The sequence below is a fragment of the Aureimonas psammosilenae genome, assembly GCF_009176975.1.
GTDB classification, from domain to species: domain Bacteria; phylum Pseudomonadota; class Alphaproteobacteria; order Rhizobiales; family Rhizobiaceae; genus Plantimonas; species Plantimonas psammosilenae.
Genome location: NZ_WEZG01000014.1, coordinates 98,466 through 123,608, shown reverse-complemented (window position 1 = coordinate 123,608; position 25,143 = coordinate 98,466). Strand labels below are relative to the sequence as shown.

At 66.6% G+C, this 25,143-nt stretch carries 24 protein-coding genes; 15 read left to right on the top strand and 9 right to left on the bottom strand.

Features of this window, described 5'->3' with window-relative positions; all coding sequences use genetic code 11:
• The first annotated feature begins 110 nt into the window (after positions 1 to 110).
• Positions 111 to 872 (top strand): cytochrome c oxidase assembly protein, encoded by a 762-nt coding sequence (locus tag F9929_RS20435; RefSeq protein ID WP_152048395.1) that lies wholly within the window; start codon positions 111 to 113, stop codon positions 870 to 872.
• Entirely contained in the window at positions 869 to 1,390 is a 522-nt protein-coding gene (locus F9929_RS20430; RefSeq protein ID WP_152048394.1) for a CopD family protein, read from the top strand. The genes F9929_RS20435 and F9929_RS20430 overlap by 4 nt, the downstream gene beginning before the upstream one ends.
• Here the strand turns inward: F9929_RS20430 and F9929_RS20425 are convergent.
• Complete coding sequence (locus F9929_RS20425; protein WP_152048393.1) at positions 1,354 to 1,854, bottom strand: DUF2231 domain-containing protein; 501 nt, start codon at positions 1,852 to 1,854, stop codon at positions 1,354 to 1,356. The genes F9929_RS20430 and F9929_RS20425 overlap by 37 nt on opposite strands.
• Positions 1,855 to 1,884: 30 nt before the next feature.
• Between F9929_RS20425 and coxB the strand changes: the two genes are divergently transcribed.
• The 4 genes from coxB (at position 1,885) to F9929_RS24765 (ending at position 5,777) form a co-directional block, all read left to right on the top strand.
• Complete coding sequence (gene coxB, locus F9929_RS20420; protein ID WP_235919472.1) at positions 1,885 to 2,574, top strand: cytochrome c oxidase subunit II; 690 nt, start codon at positions 1,885 to 1,887, stop codon at positions 2,572 to 2,574.
• Positions 2,571 to 5,150: a cytochrome c oxidase subunit I gene (ctaD, locus tag F9929_RS20415; RefSeq protein WP_152048391.1), complete on the top strand. Its 2,580-nt coding sequence runs from the start codon at positions 2,571 to 2,573 to the stop codon at positions 5,148 to 5,150. The genes coxB and ctaD overlap by 4 nt, the downstream gene beginning before the upstream one ends.
• The gene (locus tag F9929_RS20410; protein ID WP_152048390.1) at positions 5,147 to 5,497 is read left to right on the top strand and encodes a hypothetical protein; all 351 of its coding nucleotides are present in this window, start codon (positions 5,147 to 5,149) and stop codon (positions 5,495 to 5,497) included. The genes ctaD and F9929_RS20410 overlap by 4 nt, the downstream gene beginning before the upstream one ends.
• Before the next feature lie 154 nt (positions 5,498 to 5,651).
• The gene (locus F9929_RS24765; protein WP_268915680.1) at positions 5,652 to 5,777 is read left to right on the top strand and encodes a hypothetical protein; all 126 of its coding nucleotides are present in this window, start codon (positions 5,652 to 5,654) and stop codon (positions 5,775 to 5,777) included.
• Between the two features lie 9 nt (positions 5,778 to 5,786).
• On the opposite strand, the gene F9929_RS20405 is transcribed toward F9929_RS24765, so the two are convergent.
• The gene (locus tag F9929_RS20405) at positions 5,787 to 6,521 is read right to left on the bottom strand and encodes a GntR family transcriptional regulator (protein ID WP_152048389.1); all 735 of its coding nucleotides are present in this window, start codon (positions 6,519 to 6,521) and stop codon (positions 5,787 to 5,789) included.
• A 629-nt stretch (positions 6,522 to 7,150) separates the two neighbouring features.
• Between F9929_RS20405 and F9929_RS20400 the strand changes: the two genes are divergently transcribed.
• The 9 genes from F9929_RS20400 (at position 7,151) to F9929_RS20360 (ending at position 16,203) form a co-directional block, all read left to right on the top strand.
• Positions 7,151 to 8,056, top strand: a complete 906-nt coding sequence (locus tag F9929_RS20400; protein ID WP_152048388.1) for a dihydrodipicolinate synthase family protein — start codon at positions 7,151 to 7,153, stop codon at positions 8,054 to 8,056.
• Positions 8,057 to 8,059: 3 nt separating this feature from the next.
• Positions 8,060 to 9,577: an aldehyde dehydrogenase gene (locus F9929_RS20395; RefSeq protein WP_152048387.1), complete on the top strand. Its 1,518-nt coding sequence runs from the start codon at positions 8,060 to 8,062 to the stop codon at positions 9,575 to 9,577.
• Positions 9,574 to 10,920 (top strand): NAD(P)/FAD-dependent oxidoreductase, encoded by a 1,347-nt coding sequence (locus F9929_RS20390; RefSeq protein WP_152048386.1) that lies wholly within the window; start codon positions 9,574 to 9,576, stop codon positions 10,918 to 10,920. The genes F9929_RS20395 and F9929_RS20390 overlap by 4 nt, the downstream gene beginning before the upstream one ends.
• A 44-nt stretch (positions 10,921 to 10,964) precedes the next feature.
• Positions 10,965 to 11,819, top strand: a complete 855-nt coding sequence (locus F9929_RS20385) for a glycine betaine ABC transporter substrate-binding protein (protein ID WP_152048385.1) — start codon at positions 10,965 to 10,967, stop codon at positions 11,817 to 11,819.
• 109 nt (positions 11,820 to 11,928) lie between these two features.
• The gene (locus F9929_RS20380; protein ID WP_152048384.1) at positions 11,929 to 13,023 is read left to right on the top strand and encodes a quaternary amine ABC transporter ATP-binding protein; all 1,095 of its coding nucleotides are present in this window, start codon (positions 11,929 to 11,931) and stop codon (positions 13,021 to 13,023) included.
• A 34-nt stretch (positions 13,024 to 13,057) separates the two neighbouring features.
• Entirely contained in the window at positions 13,058 to 13,906 is an 849-nt protein-coding gene (locus tag F9929_RS20375; RefSeq protein ID WP_152048383.1) for an ABC transporter permease, read from the top strand.
• Positions 13,903 to 14,751 carry an ABC transporter permease gene (locus F9929_RS20370; RefSeq protein WP_152048382.1) on the top strand — a complete coding sequence of 283 codons (849 nt, stop codon included), beginning with the start codon at positions 13,903 to 13,905 and terminating at the stop codon, positions 14,749 to 14,751. Before F9929_RS20375 ends, F9929_RS20370 begins: the two co-directional genes overlap by 4 nt.
• Before the next feature lie 17 nt (positions 14,752 to 14,768).
• Complete coding sequence (locus tag F9929_RS20365; RefSeq protein WP_152048381.1) at positions 14,769 to 15,569, top strand: pyrroline-5-carboxylate reductase family protein; 801 nt, start codon at positions 14,769 to 14,771, stop codon at positions 15,567 to 15,569.
• Positions 15,570 to 15,594: 25 nt separating this feature from the next.
• Positions 15,595 to 16,203 carry a dimethylsulfonioproprionate lyase family protein gene (locus tag F9929_RS20360; RefSeq protein ID WP_152048380.1) on the top strand — a complete coding sequence of 203 codons (609 nt, stop codon included), beginning with the start codon at positions 15,595 to 15,597 and terminating at the stop codon, positions 16,201 to 16,203.
• 16 nt (positions 16,204 to 16,219) lie between these two features.
• Here F9929_RS20360 and purU read toward each other — a convergent pair whose 3' ends face one another.
• The 7 genes from purU to F9929_RS20325 all read right to left on the bottom strand — a co-directional run bounded on the left by purU (position 16,220) and on the right by F9929_RS20325 (position 25,120).
• Positions 16,220 to 17,104: a formyltetrahydrofolate deformylase gene (gene purU / locus F9929_RS20355; protein ID WP_152048379.1), complete on the bottom strand. Its 885-nt coding sequence runs from the start codon at positions 17,102 to 17,104 to the stop codon at positions 16,220 to 16,222.
• A 56-nt stretch (positions 17,105 to 17,160) separates the two neighbouring features.
• A complete protein-coding gene (locus F9929_RS20350) occupies positions 17,161 to 18,561 on the bottom strand; it encodes an L-serine ammonia-lyase (protein ID WP_152048378.1) in 1,401 nt (466 codons plus the stop codon).
• 36 nt (positions 18,562 to 18,597) lie between these two features.
• On the bottom strand, positions 18,598 to 19,872 hold the full coding sequence (glyA, locus tag F9929_RS20345; protein ID WP_152048377.1) for a serine hydroxymethyltransferase: 1,275 nt from the start codon (positions 19,870 to 19,872) through the stop codon (positions 18,598 to 18,600).
• Between the two features lie 28 nt (positions 19,873 to 19,900).
• Positions 19,901 to 20,455: a sarcosine oxidase subunit gamma gene (locus F9929_RS20340; protein WP_152048376.1), complete on the bottom strand. Its 555-nt coding sequence runs from the start codon at positions 20,453 to 20,455 to the stop codon at positions 19,901 to 19,903.
• Between the two features lie 21 nt (positions 20,456 to 20,476).
• Entirely contained in the window at positions 20,477 to 23,467 is a 2,991-nt protein-coding gene (locus F9929_RS20335) for a sarcosine oxidase subunit alpha (RefSeq protein ID WP_152048416.1), read from the bottom strand.
• Between the two features lie 83 nt (positions 23,468 to 23,550).
• The gene (locus tag F9929_RS20330; RefSeq protein WP_152048375.1) at positions 23,551 to 23,853 is read right to left on the bottom strand and encodes a sarcosine oxidase subunit delta; all 303 of its coding nucleotides are present in this window, start codon (positions 23,851 to 23,853) and stop codon (positions 23,551 to 23,553) included.
• Positions 23,854 to 23,866: 13 nt separating this feature from the next.
• On the bottom strand, positions 23,867 to 25,120 hold the full coding sequence (locus F9929_RS20325; RefSeq protein ID WP_152048374.1) for a sarcosine oxidase subunit beta family protein: 1,254 nt from the start codon (positions 25,118 to 25,120) through the stop codon (positions 23,867 to 23,869).
• Between the last annotated feature and the right edge of the window lie 23 nt (positions 25,121 to 25,143).

Here is a 25,143-nt window from a genome sequence, read left to right as displayed (position 1 = left end):
TGTCCGGGCCCATACCCGGCGAAATGACGAAATCGTTTGCGGGCGGTCGTTGCTGATCGCCGGCGGCGCCTTAGTTCGGAAAACTGACAAGCTCAGTGATGCGAAGGGGCATGACGACAGGGATCGGGCAGGATCAGCCTTATTGCGGCGCAGCGCCCATGCCGGACCAGCTTCCGGGCGCGTTCAATCTCGATCCGTGGCTTCTGGCAGGGCTCGCCGCTTGCGCGGCCTTCGGTGTGGCAAGGCGCAAGACCTGGACGAGGCGGCAGAACCAAGCTTACGTCTTGGGTCTGACAGCGCTGGTGCTCGCCTTCGTGTCGCCGCTCTGCGCCCTGTCCTCGGCGCTCTTTTCGGCACGCATCCTGCACCATCTTCTTCTGGTGTCCCTTGCCGCCCCGCTTCTGGCGGTGGCGTTTCCGGCGCGGAAAACCGGGGCATCGGGAGCCGTCCTGCCGCTTCTCGTGCTTTTCCAAGTGGTGGCGCTCTGGTTCTGGCATGCGCCCGCACCCTATGCGGCGGCTTTGAGCGACGACCTGATCTACTGGACCATGGAAGCGTCGCTTCTCGGCTCGGCGGTGCTTTTGTGGCGGCACCTCCTGTCGCCCGGCACGCCGCCCTTGAAGACGGCGCTCGCGCATCTCGTGGTGATCGCCCTGATGGGGCTCCTCGGCGCGCTCATTACCTTTGCGCCGGTTCCCCTTTATGCGGCCCATTTCCTGACCACCGAGCCTTTCGGCCTGTCCGCCCTGGAAGACCAGCAGCTTGCCGGCCTCCTGATGTGGGTTCCGGGGATGCTGCCGAACCTCGTCGCCGCGCTTGTCTGCGTCCGCCGGCTCGTCGGCAATGACGCCCCGGCGACGAACCGCGCATGACGGTGGTCTGGCTGAAGTTCATCCATGTCGCGAGCCTGTCGATCTGGGCGGGCGGCATCCTCCTTTTGCCCGTTCTCCTCGGCCAGCGCCAAGCTGCCGGCGAAGGGCCGCCCCTTCACCGGCTGCATCTCTTCACGCGCTTCGCCTATGTCGTGGTGGTGTCGCCGGCAGCCTTTCTCGCCATCGCGTCCGGCACGGCGCTGATCCTGGCGCGCGAAATCCATTTCGAGTGGTTCGCGCTGAAACTCCTCCTCGTCGGCATGCTCGTGTCTCTCCACGTCTGGGTCGGGCTGCTGGTTCTCACCATCTTCGACCAAGGCGGACATTTCGCCCGCTGGCGGGTTCTCGCCAGCCTCGTCACCCTGTCGGCCCTGATGCTCGCCATCTTCTGGCTGGTGCTGGCCAAGCCTGCGATCCCGCTCGGCTTCCTGCCGGAGAACCTGTTTCGACCGGGCGGTCTGTCGGAGCTTTGGGGCGCGGTTCAGCCGTCGTCCGACACCATGATGCCGACGCCGTGATGCAGGATCAGCTTGCCTCCATGCCAGCCGGCAAGGCCGGTGAACACTGCGCCGAGCCCCGACAAGGCGAGGCCGAGCGGCAGAACCGCATCCGGCGTCACGAGGCGCACCACCCAGTTCATACCGCAGATCGACACGAACATCATGGCGGCGATGGCATGGGTCCAGCTCGCCGCGCGCGAGCGGATGCCGGGAACCAGCAAAAGCTCGGCCGTGCCGACGAGGCTGGCCGCGACGCCCGTCGCGAAGGAAAAGCCCGCCGCCCAAAGCCCGGCGCGCAGCCAGAACGGATCGGCGCTCCACCAGTAGAAGACGTCGGCGCCCAGCGTCGCGATGGCGAGCGCGATGGGGAAATGCACGGCCATGGCATGGATCGGATGCCCGGCGATGGCGACCGCGGAAGAGATGTCCTTTTTCGCCACCGCCTGGATCACGGGGCTCGGATCGTTCGTCGACTTGGCCATCAAGGTTCCGGAATGAAGCGGGGGCGGCGCATGGGCAGCCTTCTCCTTCTCACATCTGGCGCCTCGGGCTGCGCCGGCAACCTTTCCGTTCTCGATCCCGCCGGCCCCGCGGCCCATTCCACCGCGATCCTGTGGTGGGTGATGCTGGCGGGCGCGGCCGCGATCATGGCGCTCGTGCTGGCGCTCGTCGCCCTCGCCTTCGCCAAGCCCGGCATCGGCCGTTCGGTGGACCCCAAGCGCTGGCTGGTCTGGGGCGGGCTCGTGTTTCCGGGCGTCGTGCTTTCCGCGCTTCTCGTTTTCGCGCTCGGGCTCGGCGAGCATCTTTTGCCCCATCGCCATCCGGACACCTACACGGTGGAAGCGGTGCCAGTGCAATGGGCCTGGACCTTCCGCTATCCCGGCGGCGCCGAAACGATGAACATCCTCCACCTTCCCGCAGGTCGCCCGATCGATGTGCGCGTGGTGGGGACCGACGTCATTCATTCCTTCTGGGTGCCCCGCCTCGGGGGAAAGGTGGACGCCATTCCCGGCCACGTGAACACCTTGCGCCTCCAGGCCGACAGGCCCGGCAGCTATGGCGGCGTTTGCTCCGAATTCTGCGGCATCGGCCATTCCAACATGGGCTTCACCGTTCTTGCCCACATGCCGGCGGAATTCGACGCGGCGCTCGATGCCGCCACCGCCGCGAACGAAACTCCCGCCTCGGACGGTGCCCGATGAGCGACGCCGTGCTTCCCGCCGTTCCGAACGAGGCCGAGCGCTCCGGCGGGCTGATCGGCCCCCCGGCGCTTTCGCCTCTCCAGCGCGATCTGGAGCGCATCTGGGCGACGCCGCCGGGTTGGCGCGGCACGCTTTCCGCCGTCAACCACACGGTTCTCGGCCGCCGCTTCATCATCGCCGCCTTCGTGTTCTTCGCCATCGGCGGCGCGCTCGCCATGCTGATCCGCGCCCAGCTCGCGTCCCCGTCGAGCGCCTTCGTCGGCCCGGCGATCTACAACCAGATCTTCACCATGCATGGCACGGTGATGATGTTCCTGTTCGCCATCCCGATGTTCGAGGGGCTGGCGATCTATCTCCTGCCGAAGATGCTGGGGGCGCGGGACTCCGCCTTTCCGCGCCTCACCGCGCTCGGCTTCTGGTGCTATCTCTTCGGCGGCTCGATCCTGGTTCTGGCCCTGCTGGCGGGCTATGCCCCGGATTCGGGCTGGTTCATGTATACGCCGCTCTCGTCCGGCACCCATTCGCCCGGCATCAACGCCGATGTCTGGCTCCTCGGCGTCACCTTCGTCGAGATCTCGGCGGTCGCGGCGGCGGTGGAGCTGACCGTTTCCATCCTGAAGTTCCGCGCCCCCGGTATGACGCTGGCGCGGATGCCGCTCTTCGGCTGGTACATCCTCGTCACCGCCGGCATGATGCTGGTCGGCTTTCCGCCCTTGATCCTCGGCTCGGTGCTGCTCGAAGCCGAGCGCGCCTTCGACCTGCCCTTCTTCGACCCGACGCGCGGCGGCGACGCGCTGCTTTGGCAGCATCTCTTCTGGCTCTTCGGCCACCCGGAGGTCTACATCATCTTCCTGCCGGCGGCGGGGATGATCTCCACGATCCTGCCGGTTCTCGTCCGTCGCCCGATCCTCGGCTATTCGTGGATCGTCACCGCCGTCGCGGCCATGGCGTTCCTCAGCTTCGGCCTTTGGGTCCACCACATGTTCACGGTGGGCATCCCGCATCTGGCGCTCGGCTTCTTTTCGGCCGCCAGCGTCCTCGTGGCGGTGCCCACCGGTGTCCAGATCTTCCTGTGGATCGGCACGATGATGGCCGGGCATCCGCGCCCCACCGTGCCCATGCTGTTTCTTCTCGGCTTCTTCTTCGTGTTCGTCTGCGGCGGGCTGACGGGCGTGATGCTGGCCATCGTGCCCTTCGACTGGCAGGTCCACGACACGCATTTCGTCGTTGCGCACATGCATTACGTGCTGGTCGGCGGCTTCGTGTTTCCCATGCTGGCGGCGGCCTACTACTACCTGCCGCATTTCACCGGGCGCGAGCCCCTCTACGGCGTCGGCAAGCTCGTCTTCTGGCTGATCTTCACCGGCTTCAACATGACCTTCCTCGTGATGCACTGGACGGGGCTCCTCGGCATGCCGCGCCGGTGGCCGAACTTTCCCGAGGGCCTCGGCTGGGATTGGCCGAACCTCATCTCCTCGATCGGGGGCTTCGTGATGACGGCGGGCTTCGCGCTTTTCGCCGTCGACGTCCTGTTCCAGACGCGCTTCGGCAAGCGCTCGCGGCCCGACCCGTGGCGCGCCGAAACGCTGGAATGGTGCACCGCCATCCCGCCGCGCCCTTATGCCTTCGCGTCGCTGCCTCACGTTTCCTCGCGCGCGCCGCTCAGCGACGACCCTTCGCTTCGCGAGCGGCTGGAGCGCGGGCAGGGATATCTTGGTATCCCCCGTAACGGCTGGCAGGAAACCATGGTGGTGGAGATGGCGACGGGCGAGCCGGAGCATGTCGCCATCCTGCCGCGCCCGACCGCCCTGCCCTTCTGGACGGCGCTCGCCATCGGCTCCGTCGTCCTGTCGCTCCTGTTCAAGCAATATTGGCTGACGCCTCTGGCGCTGGCGCTGGTGGCGGCTTTGTTTCTCTGCTGGAACCGCGAGGCTGGACAAAGACGCGATCACGGCCTCCTCGATGCCGGCATGGGTCTGCGGCTTCCCGTTCACGCCGAAGCCGAGCGGCCGGCGACTTGGTGGGGCATGCTGTTTCTTCTCGTCGCAAACGGGACGGCCTTCGCCTCGCTCGTCTTCGGCGCCCTGTTCCTATGGCTCGTCGCGCCGGGCTGGCCGGCACCCCAAACGGTGAACCCACCCGTTCTCGAATCCGGCCTTCTGGTTCTGGCGGCGGTCGCGGCAGCCGTTTTCGGTCGCGCCGCGCAAGTTGCAGTGAAGCGCTCGGCCACGATGGCGGTGCCGATGCTGGGAAGCGCGCTTGGGAGCCACCTCCTGGCATCCGCTCTCGCCGTCTTCGTCATGCTGGCGCATGTGCCGACGCCCACCGCCCACGCGTCCTTCGCGGTGACGGTCGCCTTTCTCGCCTATGCGGCGCTGCATTCGGGCGTCGGCGCGCTTCTGGCGGGTTTGGCGATCTGGCGCTGCCTTGCCGGCTTCGTATCGGTGCGCCGTTCGGCCGATCTTCGCACGATGAGCCTTTGGCACGACTACACGGCCGTCACGACGCTTCTCGCCATCGCCTTTCTGTTCGCCCTCGACCGCCTCGTGCCGCTGCGGGAACTGGCCAATCCATGATCGGCTCGCGCTCGGCCGCCAATCTCCTGCTTCTTTGCGCCGGTCTGGTGATCTGGAGTTCGGCCTTCGTTTCCCTTTACGCCGCCCTGTCGATCGGCTGCGCCTTCGGCTGGGAAGGCGTGCCCTTCGGCCCCGTGTCGCTGCAACGCGGCGTTCTCGTCGGACTCTGGCTCCTCCACCTCGCCCTCGTTCTCGCGCTCGTCATCTGGATGCGGCGGCGGCAGGCCGCGTCCAAGGACGAACTCGGTGGCTTCTTCGCAAGGACCGCCCTTTGGGCGAGCCTCGTATCGGTCGCCGTGACGCTCGTGAACTACGCGCCGATCCTCGGACTGTCCGCCTGCCTCTAGACGGCTCGGGGCAAGCACGGAACGATCTGGTTGAACCAGTCCGCTCGGCGTCCCGTCCCGATTGTTCGATCAGTCGTTTCGTCATCCTCGCGAATGCCATCGGCCGCATGACCATGGGCGTGATGACGCTGCGAGAAGTTTCGAACGCGATCTGTTGATAGAGCGCACCCATGCCGGGCTGATGCGAGCGAAAGCGCTGGGCGAGGTCTTGGACCGCGCCGCCCGGCTGACGCGCGAAGAGAAGCGGGCGGTGCGCGAGACGCGCTTGTCGGGCGGATGACCGCTGCCGTCAGGCCTTCGCCGTCCGGCGCGGCCGCACTTTGGGAGCGCGCGTTTCGGCGCCGAGCCTTTTCAGGACTTCCGAGGGCAGGCTCGGGGGGGCGATGAACATCTCCATGTCGCCGCGCGACAATTCCCAATGCTCGAAGATGAGGCGCACCATCGCGGCCTCGTTCCGGTCCTCGATCGCCTCGATGATCTCGTCGTGGTGCTCGCAGGACTTTTCGAGATTGCTTTCCATCGCCCTGTCCCTCGGGCGAAAGAAGGTGTAGCCGATCCGGGCGTGGTCGATCAGGAGCTTGCTGAATGTCGGCTTCAGGAAGACGCTGCCCGACATGTCGCCGATGATGGCATGGAACAGCGTGTTCTCCACCGCCATGGCGTCGGGGTCGCGGCGCGCGATGGCGCTGCGGAAGCGCTCCTGGCACTCCCGCAGCCGCTCCATCTGCGAGCGGCGGAAATTCTGCACCGCCAGCCGCCCAACCGCCTCGTAGATCATCGGGGCCACGAGAAAGAAGTCGCGCAGCGTGCCGTGATTCATCGGGATCACGCGCGCCCCGCGGTTTTCGCGGATCTCGATATAGCCCTCGCCCGCGAGCTGCCGGAAGATGTCGCGCACCGGCGTGCGCGAGATGCCGTATTCCTCGCTGAGGCGGATCTCGTCGAGATCGTGATCCGGCGGCAGTTCCAGCGTCAGGATCTGGCGCTTCAACGCTTCGTAGAGCGCCGTCTTACCGCCCTTCATCTTGTTTCCCGCCCCATCGCGACGCCCGGCCGACGATGCGCATCCGAAGCACCCGCGGCGTACATATATTGTGCGATATGTGTACATTTGCGGCAGGCATCGTCAATGGAAAGGGAACATTGGCGACCAAGGACCGAGCGAAATATGCCAATCGTCAACCGCAGCGTGCCCCTGGTCCATGTCCCCGCGCCCTTCACGCGACACGAATAAGATCAACGGCTTGCCGGTTCCACGCCCCCTCGATCGGGCGATAAACCTGCGTTTTGCATACGCTGCATCGCACCAATTGTGTAATGCTGGAATACATTGTTGTTGACGGCACGTGGAGCGCGTGACATTTTCCCTAGCAACGGGAGACGAAAAAACAACCAAGACCTCAAGAGAAACCGAGGATGTCCGAAGCATCCACGGCTCGGCGCCTTGCGACGTTGCGTGATCTATCAAGCAACCGGGCATGGATGTGGGCGGGTTCCTTCGGGTTGGCGGCTTCTCGGCGCGAACGCACCGGCTTGGCAACAACCAACCGGGCGCTTGGGGCGATCGACGGGCAGAAGCGGCGCGAAAGCCGAGCCGGCCTCCACGGGCGGCAAGGCCGAACGGCTTCGGTTAAGCGGATAGGACGCGGGCACGTGAAGTTCGAAGGAATCTATACACCGGCCGTCACGCCTTTCGGACCGGACGGCGAGATCGATCGTTCCGAATTCGCGAACGTTCTGGAAAGCCTCGTGGATGCGGGCGTCCACGGCATCATCGTCGGCGGCTCCACCGGCGAATACTACGCGCAATCCACCGAGGAACGCCGGGAACTGGCGAAACTCGCGGTGCAGGTGATCAAGAACCGCACCGCGCTGATCATCGGCACCGGCGCGACGCGCACCGAGGACTCGGTCGCCTACGCCCTTCATGCCCGCGAGATCGGGGCCGACGCCCTTCTCGTCGCCTCGCCCCCCTATGCGCTGCCGACCGAGCGCGAGAACGCCGTTCACGCGCTGACCATCGACCGCGCGGCGAACATGCCGATCATGCTCTACAACTATCCCGCCCGCACCGGCGTGATGATGGGCGAAACCTTCCTGTCGCGGGTCGGGCGTTCCAAGAACTTCCAGGCGATCAAGGAAAGCTCGGGCGACGTCAACCGCATCCACCTCCTGGCGCGCGACTTCCCGCATATCGAGATGTCCTGCGGCATGGACGACCAGGCGCTGGAATTCTTCGCCTGGGGGTCGAAGAGCTGGGTCTGCGGCGGCTCGAACTTCCTGCCGAAGGAGCATATCGCGCTCTACGAGGCCTGCGTCATCGAGAAGAACTTCGACAAGGGCCGCGCGATCATGAAGGCGCTTCTGCCCTTGATGGCGGTGCTCGAGAACGGCGGCAAGTTCGTGCAGTGCATCAAGTTCGGCGCCGAGCTGAAGGGGCTGAAGGTCGGCGACGTGCGCCCGCCCCTGCGGCCGATGAACGGCGAGGAAAAGCGCGCCCTTCGGACCGTCGTCACCAATCTCCAGCGCACGATCGCGCAAATCACCTCGGGAGCTTGATCCATGAGCGATCTGCTGACGGTCGGCGAATACAAGGCCATCGCGCATTCTTTGAACCTCGGCGGCAACGCCTTCATCGACGGCGTGGCGCGCCCCGCCGCTTCTGGCAAGACCTTCGCGACGACCAACCCGGCGACCGGGGATGAATTGGCACAGGTCGCGGCCTGCGGCGCGGCCGATGTGGACTTCACTGTTAAGAAAGCGCGCGAGGCTTTCGAGGACGGGCGCTGGCGCAACCTCCACCCGTCCGAGCGCAAGCGCGTTCTTCTCGCCTTCGCCAAGCTGATCGACCGCAACCGCCACGATCTGGCGGTCCTGGAAAGCCTCGACAGCGGCAAGCCCGTCGCCGAGTGCCAGTCGATCGACGTGCACGAGACGGCCAACACGATCCGCTGGCACGCCGAAACGATCGACAAGATCTACGACAACACGGCCCCCGTCGGCCACGGCGCGATGGCGCTGGTGGTGCGCGAGCCGATCGGGGTCGTGGGCTGCGTCCTGCCCTGGAACTTCCCGCTTCTCATGATGGCCTGGAAGATCGGCCCGGCGCTGGCCGCCGGCTGCTCGGTGATCGTCAAGCCCGCCGAGGAAACCTCGCTGACGGCGATCCGCCTCGCCGAGCTCGCCCATGAGGCGGGCGTTCCCGCCGGCATCCTCAACGTCGTGACGGGTTCGGGCGCGGAGGTCGGCCAGCCGATCGGGCTGCATCCCGACATCGACATGGTGTCGTTCACCGGCTCCACCGAGACCGGCAAGCGGTTCCTGCGCTATTCCGCCGACTCCAACATGAAGCGCGTCGTTCTGGAATGCGGCGGCAAGAACCCGGCCGTGGTGTTCGCGGACGCCGAGGATCTCGATCAGGTCGCCGAACAGGTGGTGCTCGGGGCCTTCTGGAATATGGGCGAGAACTGCTCGGCCACCTCGCGCCTCATCGTTCACGCGAGCATCAAGGACGATCTCCTGGCGCGCATCGAGGCCTATATGCGCGAATGGCGCATGGGCGATCCGCTGGACCCGACCAACCGCGTCGGCGCGCTCGTCAGCCGCGAGCACTACGAGAAGGTCAAGGGCTTCGTCGACCGCATCGGCAAGGAGAAGCTCGGACTCGTCGCCGGCGGCAACACGGAAGGCGGCGCCTTCATCGAGCCGACGCTGGTGGATGGCGTGACGCGCGACAGCACCCTCTTCCGCGAGGAGATCTTCGGCCCGGTCCTGTCGGTCACGAGCTTCACCGACGCTTCGGAAGCCATCGCGCTCGCCAACGACTCGTCCTACGGGCTGGCCGCCTCCGTCTACACGGGCAACCTGAAGCGGGCGCTCCGGGCGGCGCGCGAGATCCGCGCCGGCACCGTCACGGTGAACTGCTTCGGCGAAGGCGATGTCACGACGCCCTTCGGCGGCTTCAAGGAATCGGGCTTCGGCGGGCGCGACAAGTCGATCTTCGCCCATGACCAATATACCGAACTGAAGACGATCTGGATCGACCTGTCGGATCGCGCCGTGGACGAGTCGGTCCGGTGACCGAGCGCGCCGTCCAGCGTTTGCCGGTCGATACCGGCCAGTCCGGCTGGCTGGCCCTGACCGAGCGGTCCCTGCCGCTTCGTCCGCTGGAAGCGGACCGGACGGTGGACTGGCTCGTGATCGGCGCGGGCTTTGCGGGTCTCTCGGCGGCGCGGCGTCTGGCGCAGCTCCGGGGCGGGGAAAGCATCGCGGTTCTCGACGCCCGCGAAATCGCACAAGGCCCGGCGGGCCGCAATTCCGGCTTCATGATCGACCTGCCGCACAATCTGACGTCCGGCGAATATTCGCCCAGCGACGCGGCGCAGTCGCGTCAGGAGATCGCGCATAACCGCTTCGCCATCGAGTTCGCCAAGGCGGCGGCGGCCGAATGCGGCATGCCGAAGCAAGCCTTCGACCCCTGCGGCAAGACCAACGCGGCATCGACACCGCGCGGCGAGAAGCTGAATGCCGACTTCGCCCGCTCGCTCGCCCGCATGGACGAGCCCTTCGAGCTCCTCCACGCCAAAGCCATGCAGGAGCTGACGGGCAGTTCCTATTACCGGGGCGGGCTCCATACGCCGGGCGCGGTGATGATCCAGCCCGCCATGTATATCCACGCCTTGGCGGGCGCCCTGTCGGCCAAGGTCGACATCCATGAGAATTCGCCGGTGGTCGGTCTTCGCCGCGAAGCGAGGATGTGGATCGCGCGAACGCCCAAAGCCACGATCCGCGCGCCGAAGGTGATCCTCGCGGTGAACGGCCATATCCAGGACTTCGGCCATTTCGGCGGCCGCTTGATGCATGTCTTCACCTATGCTTCGATGACGGAGGCGCTGCGGCGGGGCGATAAGGGCTTCGGGCGCACGGGGCAGGCGGCCTGGGGCATTCTTCCGGCCGACCCGATGGGCGCGACGATCCGCAAGATCACCCATGACGGGGCTGAGCGCGTGGTGGTTCGCACCCGCTTCACCTTCGAGCCGGGGATGCAGGTTTCCGAAGCCAAGGTCGGAAAGATCGCCGGGGAACAGCGCGGTTCGTTTGTGGCGCGCTTTCCCGATCTCGCCGATCTTCCCTTCGAATACAGTTGGGCGGGGCGTCTTTGCCTCAGCCTCAACCACGTGCCGGCCTTCGGCGAGGTGGAGGAGAACCTCTTCTCGGCCTGCTGCGAGAACGGCCTTGGAACGGTGAAAAGCACGCTCGCCGGCGTTCTGGCGGCGGATCTGGCAACGGGGCAGCGCTCGGTGATCCTGGAGGAGTTCGGGCGGCAGGCGCCACCCAAGCCCCTTCCGCCGGCCCCATTGGCATTCGTCGGCATCAACTCGGTGATCCGATGGCAGGAATTGCGCGCTGGCCGGGAGGGCTAGCGGCGCGAAACGCAGGCAGTCCTTAAAAGGAGAGGTCAAGGGAAATGAAAAGTCTCATTCGTGCAACGCTCGGCGCGCTCGCCCTTCTCGGCATGGCGACCCTTCAGGGTCAGGCCGAGGAAAAGACGATCAAGATCGGCACCATGTCCTGGGAGGACCTGACGCCCATCACCGGCATCACCAAGAAGGTCCTGGAGGAAGCCGGCTACAAGGTGGACGTCACCAGCTTCTCCGAATGGGGCATCGCCTATGCCGCGCTGACCAAGGGCGACACGCAGGTCATGGTCTCGCAGACCGACTACGTGGCGCAGGACTACTGGAACCGCAACAAGAACCGCCTCGAGAAGATCTCGCCCGTTTCCCACGGCCTGTATCAGGCGATCGCCGTGCCGAAATACGTCACGATCGACTCGATGGACCAGCTCAACGAGAACGCCGACAAGTTCGGCGGCAAGATCGTGGGCATCGAGCCGGGCTCGGGCCTGATGCGCGACGCCGCCGACGCGGTGAAGGCATACGACCTCAAGCTGCAGCTCGTGGAAGGCTCCACCGCCGCCATGACCGCCGCCCTGAAGTCGGCGACCGACCGCAAGGAATGGATCGCCGTCACCGTTTGGGAGCCGTCTTGGATGACCCAAAAGTTCGACGTGAAGTGGCTGAAGGACCCCAAGAACGTCTTCCCGCCCCCGCAGAGCTACTACTGGATCGGCCAGAAGGGCTTTTCCGCCGAGAACGAGCATGCCCGCGAGATCATGGCCAGCGTCTACGTGCCGCTCGCCGACATCACCGCCATCAACGGCGAAGTGAAGGACGGCAAGACCATGGATCAGGCCGTCGCCGACTGGATCGGCAACCATGCCGACCTGATCAAGCGCTGGTCGAACATCAAGAAGGGCTGACGCCCCCGGAACTTCGGCACCGCCCCCCGCAAAGGGCGGTGCCGGTCCTCGACACTCCATTTCCAGCCACGCCGCCGCTTTCTCGCGGCCCATTTCAGCCGGAGCCGCCATGCTCGACCAAAGCTCTGCCGCCATCGATGGTCCGCTGATCGATTGCCGGTCGGTCTGGAAGGTCTTCGGAGAACGCGCCGACAAGGCCCTGAAGGCCATTTCCGAGCGCGGCATCGGCAAGACCGAGGTTTTGAAGGAATTCGGCTGCGTGGTCGGCGTCGCCGATGTCAGCCTGACCCTGAAAAAGGGCGAAATCTTCTGCATCATGGGCCTGTCGGGTTCCGGCAAGTCCACCCTGATCCGCTTGTTCAACCGCCTGATCGAGCCGAGCCTTGGCCAGATCATGATCCGCGGCCGCGACATCGGCGCGATGAACGGCGCGCAGTTGCGCGAAGTGCGCGCCCGCCATGTCGGCATGGTGTTCCAGAACGTCGCCCTTCTGCCGCACCGCACCGTTCTGGAAAACGCCGCCTTCGGGCTCGAAGTCCTGAAGGTCGAAAAGGGGAAGCGCCTGGAAGCGGCCGCCGGCGCGCTGCGCAAGGTGGGGCTCGCCGACTGGAGCGAGCGCTTTCCGACCGAGCTTTCCGGCGGCATGCAGCAGCGCGTCGGCTTGGCGCGCGCGCTGGCCGCCGATCCCGAAATCATTCTCATGGACGAGCCCTTCTCGGCGCTCGATCCCCTGATCCGCCGCCAGTTGCAGGACGAGTTCCGCCAGCTTTCCAAGGATCTCGGCAAGTCGGCTGTGTTCATCACCCACGATCTCGACGAGGCGATCCGCATCGGCGACCGCATCGCCATCATGAAGGACGGCGCGATCGTCCAGGTCGGCACCGCCGAGGAGATCATCCTCAACCCGGCCGACGATTACGTCGCCTCCTTCGTGGCGGGCATCTCGCGGCTGCATCTCGTCAAGGCGCATTCCGTGATGCACCCGGCGGACGCCTTCGGCGCGGCGCGTCCGGACGTCGACCTCTCCGCCCTCCCCCGCACCACCACGGAAGCCGAGGTGGACGAATTGATCCGCATCACGCTGCGCGACCACGCGGAAGCGATCGCGGTGCATGACGCCGGGCGGATCGTCGGCGTCGTCACGACCCGAAGCCTGCTTCAGGGCGTCAAAGGCAAGGAGCCGGGCGAAGCCACGGCATTTTGATCGGTAGAAACCGGCAGTTCTGGAGGCGCGCAGCATGGATGCGCAGGACTTGACCACAGCCTTCGACGAGGCGGTGGATAGCGGGCTCGAATGGCTCGACACCTATGGGGTCGACTTCTTCGACTCGATCCGCTCCGCGCTGGACGGTCTCTACGAGGGGATCGAGGCGGTTTTGTCGGCCGTGCCCTTCTATGCCATCGTGGCGCTGGTCGGGCTTCTCGGCTGGCGCGTGGTGGGGCGGCGCTTCGGCATTGTCGCCGCGCTCGCGCTTCTTTTCTGCGACGTCATGGGGCTTTGGCCGGAAACCATGGAAACGCTCGCCCTCGTGACGGCGGCGACCGTTCTGGCCCTCGCCATCGCCATTCCGCTCGGCATCCTCGCCGGCTTCAATCCGAGGCTGAACAAGGCGATGCTGCCGGTTCTGGACATGATCCAGACGCTGCCGCCCTACATCTACCTCCTGCCCGCCATCGCGCTTCTGGGCTTCGGGCCGGCCACGGCCTTGGCCGCGACCGTCGTGGTCGCCATCCCGCCGGCCTTGAGGCTCACCGCCCACGGCATCCGCCTGACGCCGGTGAACTTCATCGAGCTCGGCCGGGCGAGCGGCAGTTCCTCCATGCAAATGTTCTGGAAGATCCGGCTGCCCTTCGCCCTTCCTTCCATCATGGCCGGCGTCAACCAGTGCCTGATGATGGCCTTCGGCATGGTGGTGATCGCCGGCATCGTCGGCTCCGGCGGGCTCGGCTCCACCATCTACGACGCGGTGCGCACCCTCGATATCGGCAAGTCCATCGATGCTGGCCTCGCCATCGTGATCCTCACCATGGTGCTGGACCGGATCACCGAAGGCGCAGTGAAGGAACGCAAGGAGCCGGCGCGATGAACGATTGGGGATTGAGCTTTTCGCCGGGCGCGCTGATCGCGCCGAGCATCGACTGGCTGAACACCAACCTCCACGGCCTGTTCCGGGCGATCAGCATCGTCGTGGAAGCCCTGCTCGACGCCGTGCAAAACACTTTGACCGTGCTGCCGCCCTGGGGCGTCATCCTCGCCGTCGCGGTGCTGGCGCTCGTCGTCGCCAACTGGCGCGTCGCGCTTCTGGCGGTCGGAGCGCTTGGCTTCTGCTGGGCCATGGGGCTGTGGACGGCCTCCATGCAGACGATCGCCCTCGTGATCGTGGCGGTGGCGATCTCGGTCTTGATCGCCTTTCCGCTCGGCATCCTGGCCTCGCGCAACAACCGGGTGGAGAACGCCCTGCGCCCGGTTCTCGACGTGATGCAGACCGTTCCGCCATGGATCTATCTCATTCCGGCGGTGATCTTCTTCAGCCTCGGCCGCGTGCCGGCGCTGATCGCCACCGTGATCTACGGCGTGCCGCCGATGCTCCGCCTCACCACGCTGGCGCTGAAGCAGGTGCCCAAGCCCTTTCTGGAACTCGGCGACGCGCTCGGCGCGACGCGCTCCACCATCCTGTGGAAGATCGAGATTCCGGCCGCCAAGCCGACGCTGCTCGTCGGTCTCAACCAGTGCATTCTTCTGTCGCTCGCCATGGTGGTGCTGGCCGGTCTCGTCGGCGCCGGCGGTTTGGGGGCGGAAGTGACGCGCGGGCTCACCCGCATGGAGATCGGCGTCGGTCTTCGCGCCGGCCTGTCGATCGTCGCCGTGGCGCTTCTTCTGGACCGCTTGTCCAGCGCCGCGCTCGACCGGCAGCCACGCCGGGTCCGCTAGAAATCGAAAGGCATGGCATGACACGCACCCTGAATGAGACGATCGGCATCGTCGGTGGCGAAGGCTGGCTCGGCAACGCCATCGCTTCGGCCGCCGTGGAAAGCGGCACGGTGGACCCCAGCCGCCTGACCGTGTCGGGGCGGGGAAAGCGCGGCGCGCTCCCTATCGGCAACGCCCATCGCACGATCGACAACGCAGAGCTGGCGGCGCGCTCCGACGTGATCGTCCTGTCCGTGCGTCCCGACCAGTTCGGCGACATCGACATCGATGCGGCGGGTAAGCTCGTGATCTCCGTGATGGCCGGCGTTCCCGCTCGCGCCATTGCCGAGCGCACGGGGGCGGCGCAGGTCGTGCGCTCCATCCCGAACGCCGCCGCCGCGATCAAGCGTTCCTTCACGCCCTGGTTCGCGCTGGAAACCGTGACGCCGGAGAACCGCGCGCTGGTGCAGCAGCTCTTCGAGTCCTGCGGCACGGCGGCGGAAGTCTCCGACGAAAGCCATATCGACTATTGCGCCGGAATGACCGGCACGGGCGCGGCCTTTCCGGCGCTGCTCGCCGAAGCGCTCGTCGCCCATGCCGTGTCGCAAGGCCTGCCCCGGCCCTTCGCCGAAAAGGCGGCCCGCAGCCTTCTCACCGATGCCAGCCAGTTGTTCGCCGGCCCGGACGGCGACACGGCCCGGATCGTCAAGGAGATGATCGATTATCGCGGCATGACGGCAGCCGCGCTCCAGACCATGCTGGACCAGGGCTTCAACCAGGCGGTCGGCGCTGGGCTCGACGCAGGCCTCGCCAAAGGCGCGGCGATGGCGGCCGGTTGAAACGCGGGGAGGGAGGAGAACGGCGATGACAGAGCGCAGCCCGGAAATGGCCGAGTTCATCGAAAGCCTCGCCGAGGCCTTTGCGGCGGCGGAGGTCGACCCGCAATCGAAGGCGGCGCTGGCGCGGATCTTCGCGGCCCTCGAAACACCCGCCCCGGCGGGCGACCGCGCACCCCAGCGCCTGCCCGTCTGCACCCATCTCGGCGAAGCCTTGAGCATCGCCCGCGAAGCCTCGCCTTCCATGAAGACGCTGGCGGATGCCTTCGCGGCGGTGGAGCCGTCGATGAACTGGATGCGCCGTTCGTCCGGCGGCCCGCATTCCAGCGAGAACTGGCCGGACGGTCACGCCAACGCCACCATCCTCGGCCCGGCCGGGGTGGAGAACCGCAAGGATCTGTCGATCGGCGTGTCGCTTCTGGCGCCGAACGTGCGTTACCCCGACCACCATCACGGCCCGGAGGAGGTTTATCTCCTTCTGTCGCCGGGCCGTTTCCAGCATGGGGAATCGGGCTGGTTCGAACCGGGGACAGGCGGCACGCTTTATAACGAGCCGCATATCCGCCACGCCATGGCCTCCGACGAAGCCCCGCTCCTGGCGATCTGGTGCCTTTGGATGGACAAGGCGGCGGCCTGAAGAAGCCGCCTCCGTTTCACCCCATCCGCTCGGAAGCGTATTCGTCCGGGGACGCCGGAAACACCACCGTCCGGTCGCCGTTCAGGAAGACCCGGCGGTGGATATGCGCGTGGATCGCGCGCGACAGAACCTGCGCTTCCACATCCCGGCCGATCGACACGAGATCGGAGGCGCTCTGCGCGTGGGTGATGCGGGCGACGTCCTGCTCGATGATCGGCCCTTCATCCAGATCCGCCGTAACGTAATGGGCCGTCGCGCCGATCAGCTTCACGCCGCGCGTATGGGCCTGCTTGTAGGGGTTCGCCCCCTTGAAGCTCGGCAGGAAGGAATGGTGGATGTTGATGATGCGGCCCGACATGCGGCGGCACATCTCGTCCGACAGGACCTGCATGTAGCGCGCCAGCACGATCAGCTCGGTGCCCGAACTTTCCGCGATGTCGAGAATGCGTGTCTCCGCCTGGGGTTTGTTTTCCTTGGTCACGGGCACGTGGTGGAAGGGAATGTCGTGGTTCACCACGACCTTCTGGTAGTCGTGATGGTTCGACACGACGCCGACGATGTCGATCGGCAGCGCCCCGATGCGCCAGCGATAAAGGATGTCGTTGAGGCAGTGCCCGAAGCGCGACACCATAAGCAGCACCTTGGTGCGCTTCAGCGGATCGTGGAAGGCGAAGTCCACCGACAAGGGCCGGGCGATGTCCGGGAAGTTTGCCTCGATCTCTTCCAGGCTGACGCCGCCTTCGGAGCGAAAGCCGATCCGCATGAAGAAGCGGTCGGCCTCGCGGTCGATGAACTGCGCCGAGTCCACGATGTTGCAGTCCCGATCCGCCAGATAAGCGGCGATGGCGGCCACGATGCCGCGCTTGGACGGGCAAGAGGCCGTCAGGACATATTCGGACATGGACGAACCCTTCGGGGGAGAAAGCGCGCGGGAAGCTTGAGGCAAAAGGCTCGAGGTCAGCATTCCGGCAGGTTCACCGCGAGCCCGCCGAGACTGGTTTCCTTGTAGCGGTGGTCCATGTCGCGCCCGGTCTGGCGCATGGTCTCGATGCAGGCGTCGAGCGGCACGAAATGGAGGCCTTCCGCCTTCATCGCGAGCGAGGCGGCCGTCACCGCCTTCACCGCGCCGAACGCGTTGCGCTCGATGCAAGGCACCTGCACGAGACCTTTCACGGGATCGCAGGTCATGCCGAGGTGATGCTCGAGCGCGATCTCGGCGGCGTTCTCCACATGGGCGGGCGTCCCGCCCATCAGCGCCGCGAGGCCTGCCGCCGCCATGGCGGAGGCCGAGCCGACCTCGCCCTGGCACCCGACTTCCGCGCCCGAAATCGAGGCGTTGCGCTTGATCAGGCCGCCGATCGCCGCCGAGGTCAGGAGAAACTCGCGCATATGCGCCTTGCCGGCCTCGGCGTGGAAATGGCGGAAATATTCCATCACCGCCGGCACCACGCCCGACGCGCCGTTGGTGGGGGCCGTCACGACGCGCCCGCCGCAGGCGTTCTCCTCGTTCACCGCCATGGCGTAGACCGACAGCCAGTCGTTGGCGATCAAGGGCTGGAAGACGTTGCGGGCGGCGTCCGCCTGGAGCCGGTCGTGGATGGCCTTGGCGCGGCGGCGCACGTTCAGCCCGCCGGGCATCACGCCTTCCTGCCGGATGCCGCGCCGCACGCAGTCGCGCATGGCGTCGGCCACCGCGTCGAGCCGCGCGTCGAGTTCGCTCGGGGACAGGAACACGAGTTCGTTGGCGCGCTGCATTTCCGCGACGCTCTTGCCGGAGCGCTCGGCCATCGAGAGCATCTCGGCTGCGGAAGCGAAGGGATAGGGCACCGTTTGGCCGGGCTCGGCCGGGGCCGCCACGTCGCGGCGCTGCAGTTCCTCCTCGTCCACCACGAAGCCGCCGCCGATCGAATAATAAACGCGCCGGAGCAGCATCTGCCCGTCGCGGTCGAGCCCTTCCACCGCCATGCCGTTGGCGTGGCCCGGCAGCGGCTTCTTGCGGTCGAACACGAGATCGCGCGCCGGCTCGAACTGGTAGACCGGGTGTCCTTCGGGCTGGACGGTGCCGGTGCGCGCCACCTCGCCGACGATCTCGTCCACCCGGTCGGGATCGACATTGGCGGGCACATAGCCGCACAGCCCGAGCACCACGGCGCGGTCCGTGGCGTGGCCGACGCCGGTGAAGGCGAGCGAGCCGTGGAGCGTGACGCGCAGCCGCGTCACCACCGCATCGTGCGGGCGTGGCCAGCTTCCGCTTTTCAGTTCGTTGAGAAAGCGCGCGGCGGCCGTCATCGGCCCCATCGTGTGCGACGACGAGGGACCGATGCCGATCTTGTAGAGATCGAAGACGGAAAGAAACATGAAGGGTCGATGCCTCCGGCCGCTGCGTTGGATCGTTCAGCGATAGATGGGGAAGCGCCCGCAGAGTTCACGAACTTCAGCGAGAACCGCCGCTTCCACGGCGCTGTCTCCTTCCGGGCCGGCCACTGCGAGGGCGTCGAGAACCTGGAGGATCAGGGCGCCGACCTTGCGGAACTCGGCCTCGCCGAAACCGCGCGTCGTGCCCGCCGAGGTGCCGAGCCGCACGCCGGACGTCACCGCCGGCTTCTGCGGGTCGAAGGGGATGGCGTTCTTGTTGCAGGTGAGGCCGGCGCGCTCCAGCGCCTTTTCGGCGTCCTTGCCGGTGACGTTCTTCGGCCTCAGATCCACCAGCACCATGTGGCAGTCGGTGCCGCCCGACACGATGTCGAGACCGCCGGCGACGAGCGCATCCGACAGCGCCCGCGCGTTGGAAACCACCGATTGAGCATAGGTCTTGAAGTCGGGGCGCAGCGCTTCGCCGAAGGCCACGGCTTTCGCCGCGATCACGTGCATCAGCGGGCCGCCCTGGTTGCCGGGGAAAACGGCCGAGTTGAACTTCTTAGCCAAAGCCTCGTCGTTGGTGAGGATCATGCCGCCGCGCGGCCCCCGCAGCGTCTTGTGGGTGGTGGTGGTCACCACATGGGCGTGCGGCAGCGGGTCGGGATAAATGCCGGCGGCCACCAGCCCGGCATAATGGGCCATGTCCACCATCAGATAAGCGCCGATCTCGTCGGCAATAGCCCGGAAGGCGGCGAAATCGATGTGGCGGGGATAAGCGGAAGCGCCGGCGACGATCAGCTTCGGCCGAGTTTCCAGCGCCTTGGCGCGCAGCGCGTCGTAGTCGATGAGCTGGTCGCTCTCGCGCACCTCGTAGGACACGACCTCGAACCACTTGCCCGACATGGTGACGGGCGAGCCGTGGGTGAGGTGGCCGCCATGGGCGAGCGACATGCCCATGATGCGGTCTCCGGGCTGGAGCAGGGCCAGGAACACGGCCTGGTTGGCCTGCGCGCCCGAATGCGGCTGGACGTTGACGAAGCCCGCTCCGAACAGCTCCTTCGCCCGCTCGATGGCGAGCGTCTCGACCTCGTCGACATATTCGCAGCCGCCATAATAACGGCGCCCCGGATAGCCCTCGGCATATTTGTTGGTGAGAACCGAGCCTTGCGCCTTCAGGACATCGGCCGACACGATGTTCTCGGAAGCGATCAGTTCGATCTGGTTCGCCTGCCGGTCGAGCTCGCGGGCGATGGCGTCGGCGATGGCCGTGTCGCCGAGAGGAGCCTCAAAGGCGAAGTTCAAGCTATCCATGGGGTCCCCCGGAGCGCGAAATGATGGATCAGTGTTCGGTAGCGATCTCGCGGCCGACCGCCGCCAGAAGGCCCCAGACATGCGATGCGAAAGACTGCCAGACCTCGATCCGGTAGTGGTGGGCCGAGTGCTTGACGAGAACCGCTTGCGCCTTGTCGAGGATCGTGCGCGTCGCCGATCCCTCCGGCATGGCGTCGAGATCGAGCACGCAGAAGGAGGACAGCGCCAGCGTCGCGTCCGAGCCCCTCACGTCGATACCGATCTCGCGATGGCTGACATCCACCAGGCTGTGCGGACCGCTGAGGCCGACGGCGAAGCGTTTGCAGATCGCGTCCACCTCATTGGCGGGGGCGAGAAGATACCATTCGTCCGGGCCGAGGCAGATCGCGGTGCGCCCGTCCGCGGAGTGGACGCCGCCGATGGTTTCGGGCAGCGCGACCCCGAAGACCTCGCCCGCCGCCGCCCGGCTTGCCGCCCGGACGCGCAAGGAGAAGCGGGCCTGATCGGGCGCGAGCGAGACCGCGAACCGATCCGCGACGCTCGGCAGCCGCGTGCCGGAAAGCGTCTTCCATTCCTGCAACATGGGTGTCGCCTCCCTTTCGTCTTACGCGGCCAGCCGCTTGTTTTCCGGGTCGTAGAAGATGCAGCCGCCGATCACCGCCGCGTGGGTGGCGTCCGTCATGGGCACGTAGATCGTCTCGCCCTGCTTCGTCTTGCCCCCTTCGATCACCGCCATGGCGATGGAGCGGCCGAGCGTTTCCGACCAGTAGGAGGATGTGACGTGGCCGATCATGCGGCGCGGCAGCGGACCGTCCGCTTCCGCCGTGATCTGCGCGCCTTCTTCCAGCACCACCTTCGGGTCGGCCGTCAGGAGACCCACAAGATGCTTGCGGTTGGGCTTCAACATATCGACACGCTGCAACGAGCGCTTGCCGACGAAGTCCGGCTTCAGCTTGCCGACCGCCCAGCCGAGGCCCGCGTCGTCCGGCGTCAAGGTGCCGTCCGTGTCCTGGCCGACGATGATATAGCCCTTCTCGGCGCGAAGGACGTGCATGGTTTCCGTGCCGTAGGGCACTATGCCGTATTGTGCCCCGGCTTCCCGGATCGCTTCCCACAAGGCCCGGCCGTAGCGCGCCGGCACGTTGACCTCGAAGCCGAGTTCGCCGGTGAAGCTCACGCGGAAAAGCCGCATCGGCACGCCGCAGATGCGCCCTTCCCCGACCGCCATGTGCGGGAAGGCTTCGGCCGAGATGTCGATGCCCTCGACCAGGGGCTCCAGGACTTTCCGCGCGTTCGGGCCGTTCAGGGCGACCACCGACCATTGCTCGGTGGTGGAGGTCAGCCACACGTCGAGATCCGGCCATTCGGTCTGGAGATAGTCCTCCATCATGTTGAGAACCCGCGCCGCGCCGCCCGTCGTCGTGGTGACGTGGAAGCGATCGCTCGCCAAACGCCCGATCACGCCGTCGTCGCGGATGAAGCCGTCCTCGCCGAGCAGCACGCCGTAGCGGCAGCGGCCGGGCTCCAGCTTCGTCCAGGCATTGGTATACATGCGGTTCATGAAGGTCGCCGCGTCCGGGCCGACGATCTCGATCTTGCCGAGCGTCGAGGCGTCGAACATGCCGACGCTTGCCCGCGTCGCCTTGCATTCGCGGTTGACGGCGGCGTGCATATCCTCGCCCGCCTTCGGGAAGTAGCGCGCCCGGCGCCAAAGCGAGACCGGCTCGAACACCGCGCCGGCGGTCTCGGCCAGCGTGTCGATCGGCGTCTTGCGCGTCACCTCGAAGAGTTCGCCGCGATTATAGCCCGCAAACGCCCCGAAGGTCGTCGGCGTATAGGGCGGGCGGAAGGTGGTGAGGCCGACCTGCGGGGCCGGACGCCCAAGCGCGTTCGAGGCGATCTGCAAGCCGTTGATGTTGGAGGTCTTGCCCTGGTCGGTCGCCATGCCGTTGGTGGTGTAGCGCTTGATGTGCTCCACCGAACGGAAACCCTCGCGCACCGCGAGACGGATGTCTTTCGCCAGAACGTCGTTCTGGAAGTCGACGAAGGCCTTGGCGAAGGAGGAGTTGCGGTCGGTCGGCAGGTCCAGGCAGGTTTCGCCCTCCATCGGCCCTTCCTTCTCGACGGAGAAGGCGGGAACGGAAGCGGAGCGCCCGACAGTCTCGGCCGCAGCCGCGCCGGCCTCCGCGCCATCGGCGAAGGCTGCGGCGAGGCCGAAATGACCGGCCCCCGCGCCGACGCAAGCGCAGTCCTTCGTCGAGCGACCCGGCAGGAAGGTCTGCATCTCGGCGTTCCAGTCGAGCTTGCCGCCCGTATGGGAGAAGAGATGAAGGCTCGGCGTCCAGCCGCCCGACATCAACAGCGCGTCGCAATCGACCCAGCGCCCCGCGCCGACGCGCCCTGAGCCGTCCACCGGATTGACCCGCACCTTGGAAACGCGAAGCCGCCCCTTGGTGTCCGTCACCGTGCCGCCAATGAGCGTCTCGATGCCCAAGGACCGCGCTTCCATCAGGAGGTGCTCGGCGACCTTGCGGCGCGTGTCCACGAGGATCGGAACGATCGTGCCCGACCGCGCCAGATCGAAGGCGGCGGCCCAGGCGCTGTCATGCGAGGTGACGACGGCGGCGCGCGTGCCCACCTTCACGCCGTAGCGGTTGAGATAGGAGCGCGCCGCGCCCGCCAGCATCACGCCCGGACGGTCGTTGCCGGCAAAAACCAGCGGCTTCTCGATGGCGCCCTGCGCGAGGATCACGCGGGCCGCGCGCACCTTCCACATGCGCTCGCGCGTGGCTCCCGCCGGCACGTCGGCGCGGTGGTCGGTGAGGCGCTGGCAAAGGCCGAGGAAGTTCTGGTGATAGAAGCCGATCGCCGTGGTGCGGGTGAGCACCGTGACGTTCGGCATGTCCGCGAGCGCTTGCAGCGTCTCGGTCAGCCACGTCCAGGCCGGGCGGCCGTCGATGGCGACATCGGGCTCCGACAGGAGCCAGCCGCCGGCTTCGGCCTGCTCGTCGACGAGCATGACCTTCGCTCCGCTTCTGGCCGCCGCGAGAGCCGCCGACAAACCGGCCGCGCCCGCGCCGACGACAAGCACGTCGCAATGGGCGAAGCGCGAAGCATAGTTGTCGGGATCGGTCTCGGACGGCGAAACGCCGAGGCCCGCCGCGCCCCGGATCACCGGCTCGTAGACCTTGTTCCAGAAGCTCTTCGGCCACATGAAGGTCTTGTAGTAGAAGCCCGCCGAGAACAGCATGTAGAGGCTGTCGTTCACCGCGCCGACATCGGTTCGCAGGGACGGCCAGCGGTTCTGGCTATTGCCCTTGAAGCCTTCGAAGATCTCGGCGACGGTGGCGCGCGTGTTCGGCTCGAAGCGCCCCGCGCCCCGGTCCGTGCCGATCAGCGCGTTCGGTTCTTCGCAGCCCGCCGACAGGATGCCGCGTGGGCGGTGATACTTGAAGGACCGGCCGACGAGATGGACGCCGTTCGCCAGAAGCGCGGCGGCGAGCGTGTCGCCTTCGCGCCCTTCCAGGCTCTGGCCGTCGAAGGAAAAGCGCACGGGCTTCGCGCCGGACGCGCGGCCTTTGCCGGACACGCGCATCGCGCCGGTGCGGCCCACCGAGGCGCTGGCGGGATGCGCCGTGGAAACCGCCCCGGCCGGGGCGTCGGTCACGCGATATTGGCTCATGCGCCCGCTCCTTCGCTGGCGGCCACGACCGGGCGCGGTTCGCCGGCCTTGTAGGTGGTCTCGAACTTGTCCGTCACGGTGTCGCGGATCGCGTTGAAGAAGCGCCCGCACCCATGGATGTGGCGCCAGCGCTCATGATGACGCCCGCGCGGATTGGAGCGCACGTAAAGATGGTCGCGCCAGTCGTCGTCGCTCAAGGATGAGGGGTCGAGGGGCCGCGCGATATGCGCTTCGCCGGCATAGGCGAATTCGACCTCGGGGCGCGCGGCCTGGCAATAAGGGCAGGTGATCAGCAGCATCGGGTCCGCTCCTTCAGTGCGCGACGGCGGCGGCGGCGGCTTCGTCGATGAGACGGCCGGTCCTGAAACGATCGAGGGTGAAAGGCGCGTTGATCGGGTGCGGCTCGTCGCGCGCGATGGTATGCGCGAAGACGTGGCCCGAACCCGGCGTCGCCTTGAAGCCGCCGGTGCCCCAGCCGCAATTGACGTAGAGCCCCGGCACCGGCGTCTTGCCGATGATCGGCGAGCGGTCCGGCGTGACATCGACGATGCCGCCCCATTTGCGCAGCATCCGCATGCGGGTGAACATCGGGAACACTTCGCAGATGGAGGCCAGCGTGTGCTCGATCAGCGGCAGCCCGCCGCGCTGCGAATAGGACACGTACTGGTCGGTGCCAGAACCGATCACCAGCTCGCCCTTGTCGGACTGCGAAAGATAGGCGTGAACCGTGTTCGACATCACGACGCAGGGGAAGATCGGCTTCACCGGCTCCGACACCAGCGCCTGGAGCGGATAGCTTTCCAAGGGCAGGCGCACATCGGCCGAGCCCATCACCACGGAGGTGTTGCCGGCGGCCGAGACCGCGACCTTCTTGGCCTTGATGAAGCCCTTGGCCGTTTCGACGCCCGTCACGCGGCCGGTCGCGTCTCGCCGGATGCCGAGAACCGGGCAGTTCTGGATGATGTCGACGCCGCGCGCCGCCGCGCCCCTGGCATAGCCCCAGGCCACCGCGTCGTGCCGGGCGACGCCGCCCCGGCGCTGCAGGGCCGCGCCCACCACCGGATAACGGGCATTGGCCGCGATGTTCAGCGGCGGGCAATATTCCTTGGCTTCCGCCGCCGTCAGCCATTCGTTGTCGATGCCGTTCAGGCGGTTGGAATGGATGTGGCGCTTGAAGACCTGCTCGTCATGCACCGTATGCGCCAGCATCATCACGCCGCGCTGCGAGAACATCACGTTGTAGTTCAGCTCCTGGGACAGGCCTTCCCAGAGCTTCATGGCGTGCTCGTAGAGATGCGCCGACTCGTCGTAGAGATAGTTCGAGCGGATGATCGTGGTGTTGCGGCCGGTATTGCCGCCGCCGAGCCAGCCCTTGTCGATCACGGCGACATTGGTGATGCCGTGCTCCTTGGCCAGATAATAGGCCGCGCCGAGGCCGTGCCCGCCGGCCCCGACGATGATCACGTCATATTCGGCCTTCGGCTCGGCATCGGGCCATTGCGGCTCCCAGGTCTTGTTTCCCTTCAGCGCCTTGGCGATCAGGACGGGCAGCGAGAAGTGGGTCATGGCGCGCTTCCATCGGCAATGAC

Excerpts from the sequence above, each read along its gene's own strand:
- F9929_RS20435 (WP_152048395.1), top strand. The coding sequence starts at position 111 with ATGACGACAGGGATCGGGCAGGATCAGCCTTATTGCGGCGCAGCGCCC.
- F9929_RS20430 (WP_152048394.1), top strand. The coding sequence starts at position 869 with ATGACGGTGGTCTGGCTGAAGTTCATCCATGTCGCGAGCCTGTCGATC.
- F9929_RS20425 (WP_152048393.1), bottom strand. The coding sequence starts at position 1,854 with ATGGCCAAGTCGACGAACGATCCGAGCCCCGTGATCCAGGCGGTGGCG.
- coxB (WP_235919472.1), top strand. The coding sequence starts at position 1,885 with ATGGGCAGCCTTCTCCTTCTCACATCTGGCGCCTCGGGCTGCGCCGGC.
- ctaD (WP_152048391.1), top strand. The coding sequence starts at position 2,571 with ATGAGCGACGCCGTGCTTCCCGCCGTTCCGAACGAGGCCGAGCGCTCC.
- F9929_RS20410 (WP_152048390.1), top strand. The coding sequence starts at position 5,147 with ATGATCGGCTCGCGCTCGGCCGCCAATCTCCTGCTTCTTTGCGCCGGT.
- F9929_RS20405 (WP_152048389.1), bottom strand. The coding sequence starts at position 6,521 with ATGAAGGGCGGTAAGACGGCGCTCTACGAAGCGTTGAAGCGCCAGATC.
- F9929_RS20395 (WP_152048387.1), top strand. The coding sequence starts at position 8,060 with ATGAGCGATCTGCTGACGGTCGGCGAATACAAGGCCATCGCGCATTCT.
- F9929_RS20385 (WP_152048385.1), top strand. The coding sequence starts at position 10,965 with ATGAAAAGTCTCATTCGTGCAACGCTCGGCGCGCTCGCCCTTCTCGGC.
- F9929_RS20380 (WP_152048384.1), top strand. The coding sequence starts at position 11,929 with ATGCTCGACCAAAGCTCTGCCGCCATCGATGGTCCGCTGATCGATTGC.
- F9929_RS20375 (WP_152048383.1), top strand. The coding sequence starts at position 13,058 with ATGGATGCGCAGGACTTGACCACAGCCTTCGACGAGGCGGTGGATAGC.
- F9929_RS20370 (WP_152048382.1), top strand. The coding sequence starts at position 13,903 with ATGAACGATTGGGGATTGAGCTTTTCGCCGGGCGCGCTGATCGCGCCG.
- F9929_RS20365 (WP_152048381.1), top strand. The coding sequence starts at position 14,769 with ATGACACGCACCCTGAATGAGACGATCGGCATCGTCGGTGGCGAAGGC.
- F9929_RS20360 (WP_152048380.1), top strand. The coding sequence starts at position 15,595 with ATGACAGAGCGCAGCCCGGAAATGGCCGAGTTCATCGAAAGCCTCGCC.
- purU (WP_152048379.1), bottom strand. The coding sequence starts at position 17,104 with ATGTCCGAATATGTCCTGACGGCCTCTTGCCCGTCCAAGCGCGGCATC.
- F9929_RS20350 (WP_152048378.1), bottom strand. The coding sequence starts at position 18,561 with ATGTTTCTTTCCGTCTTCGATCTCTACAAGATCGGCATCGGTCCCTCG.
- glyA (WP_152048377.1), bottom strand. The coding sequence starts at position 19,872 with ATGGATAGCTTGAACTTCGCCTTTGAGGCTCCTCTCGGCGACACGGCC.
- F9929_RS20340 (WP_152048376.1), bottom strand. The coding sequence starts at position 20,455 with ATGTTGCAGGAATGGAAGACGCTTTCCGGCACGCGGCTGCCGAGCGTC.
- F9929_RS20335 (WP_152048416.1), bottom strand. The coding sequence starts at position 23,467 with ATGCGCGTGTCCGGCAAAGGCCGCGCGTCCGGCGCGAAGCCCGTGCGC.
- F9929_RS20330 (WP_152048375.1), bottom strand. The coding sequence starts at position 23,853 with ATGCTGCTGATCACCTGCCCTTATTGCCAGGCCGCGCGCCCCGAGGTC.
- F9929_RS20325 (WP_152048374.1), bottom strand. The coding sequence starts at position 25,120 with ATGACCCACTTCTCGCTGCCCGTCCTGATCGCCAAGGCGCTGAAGGGA.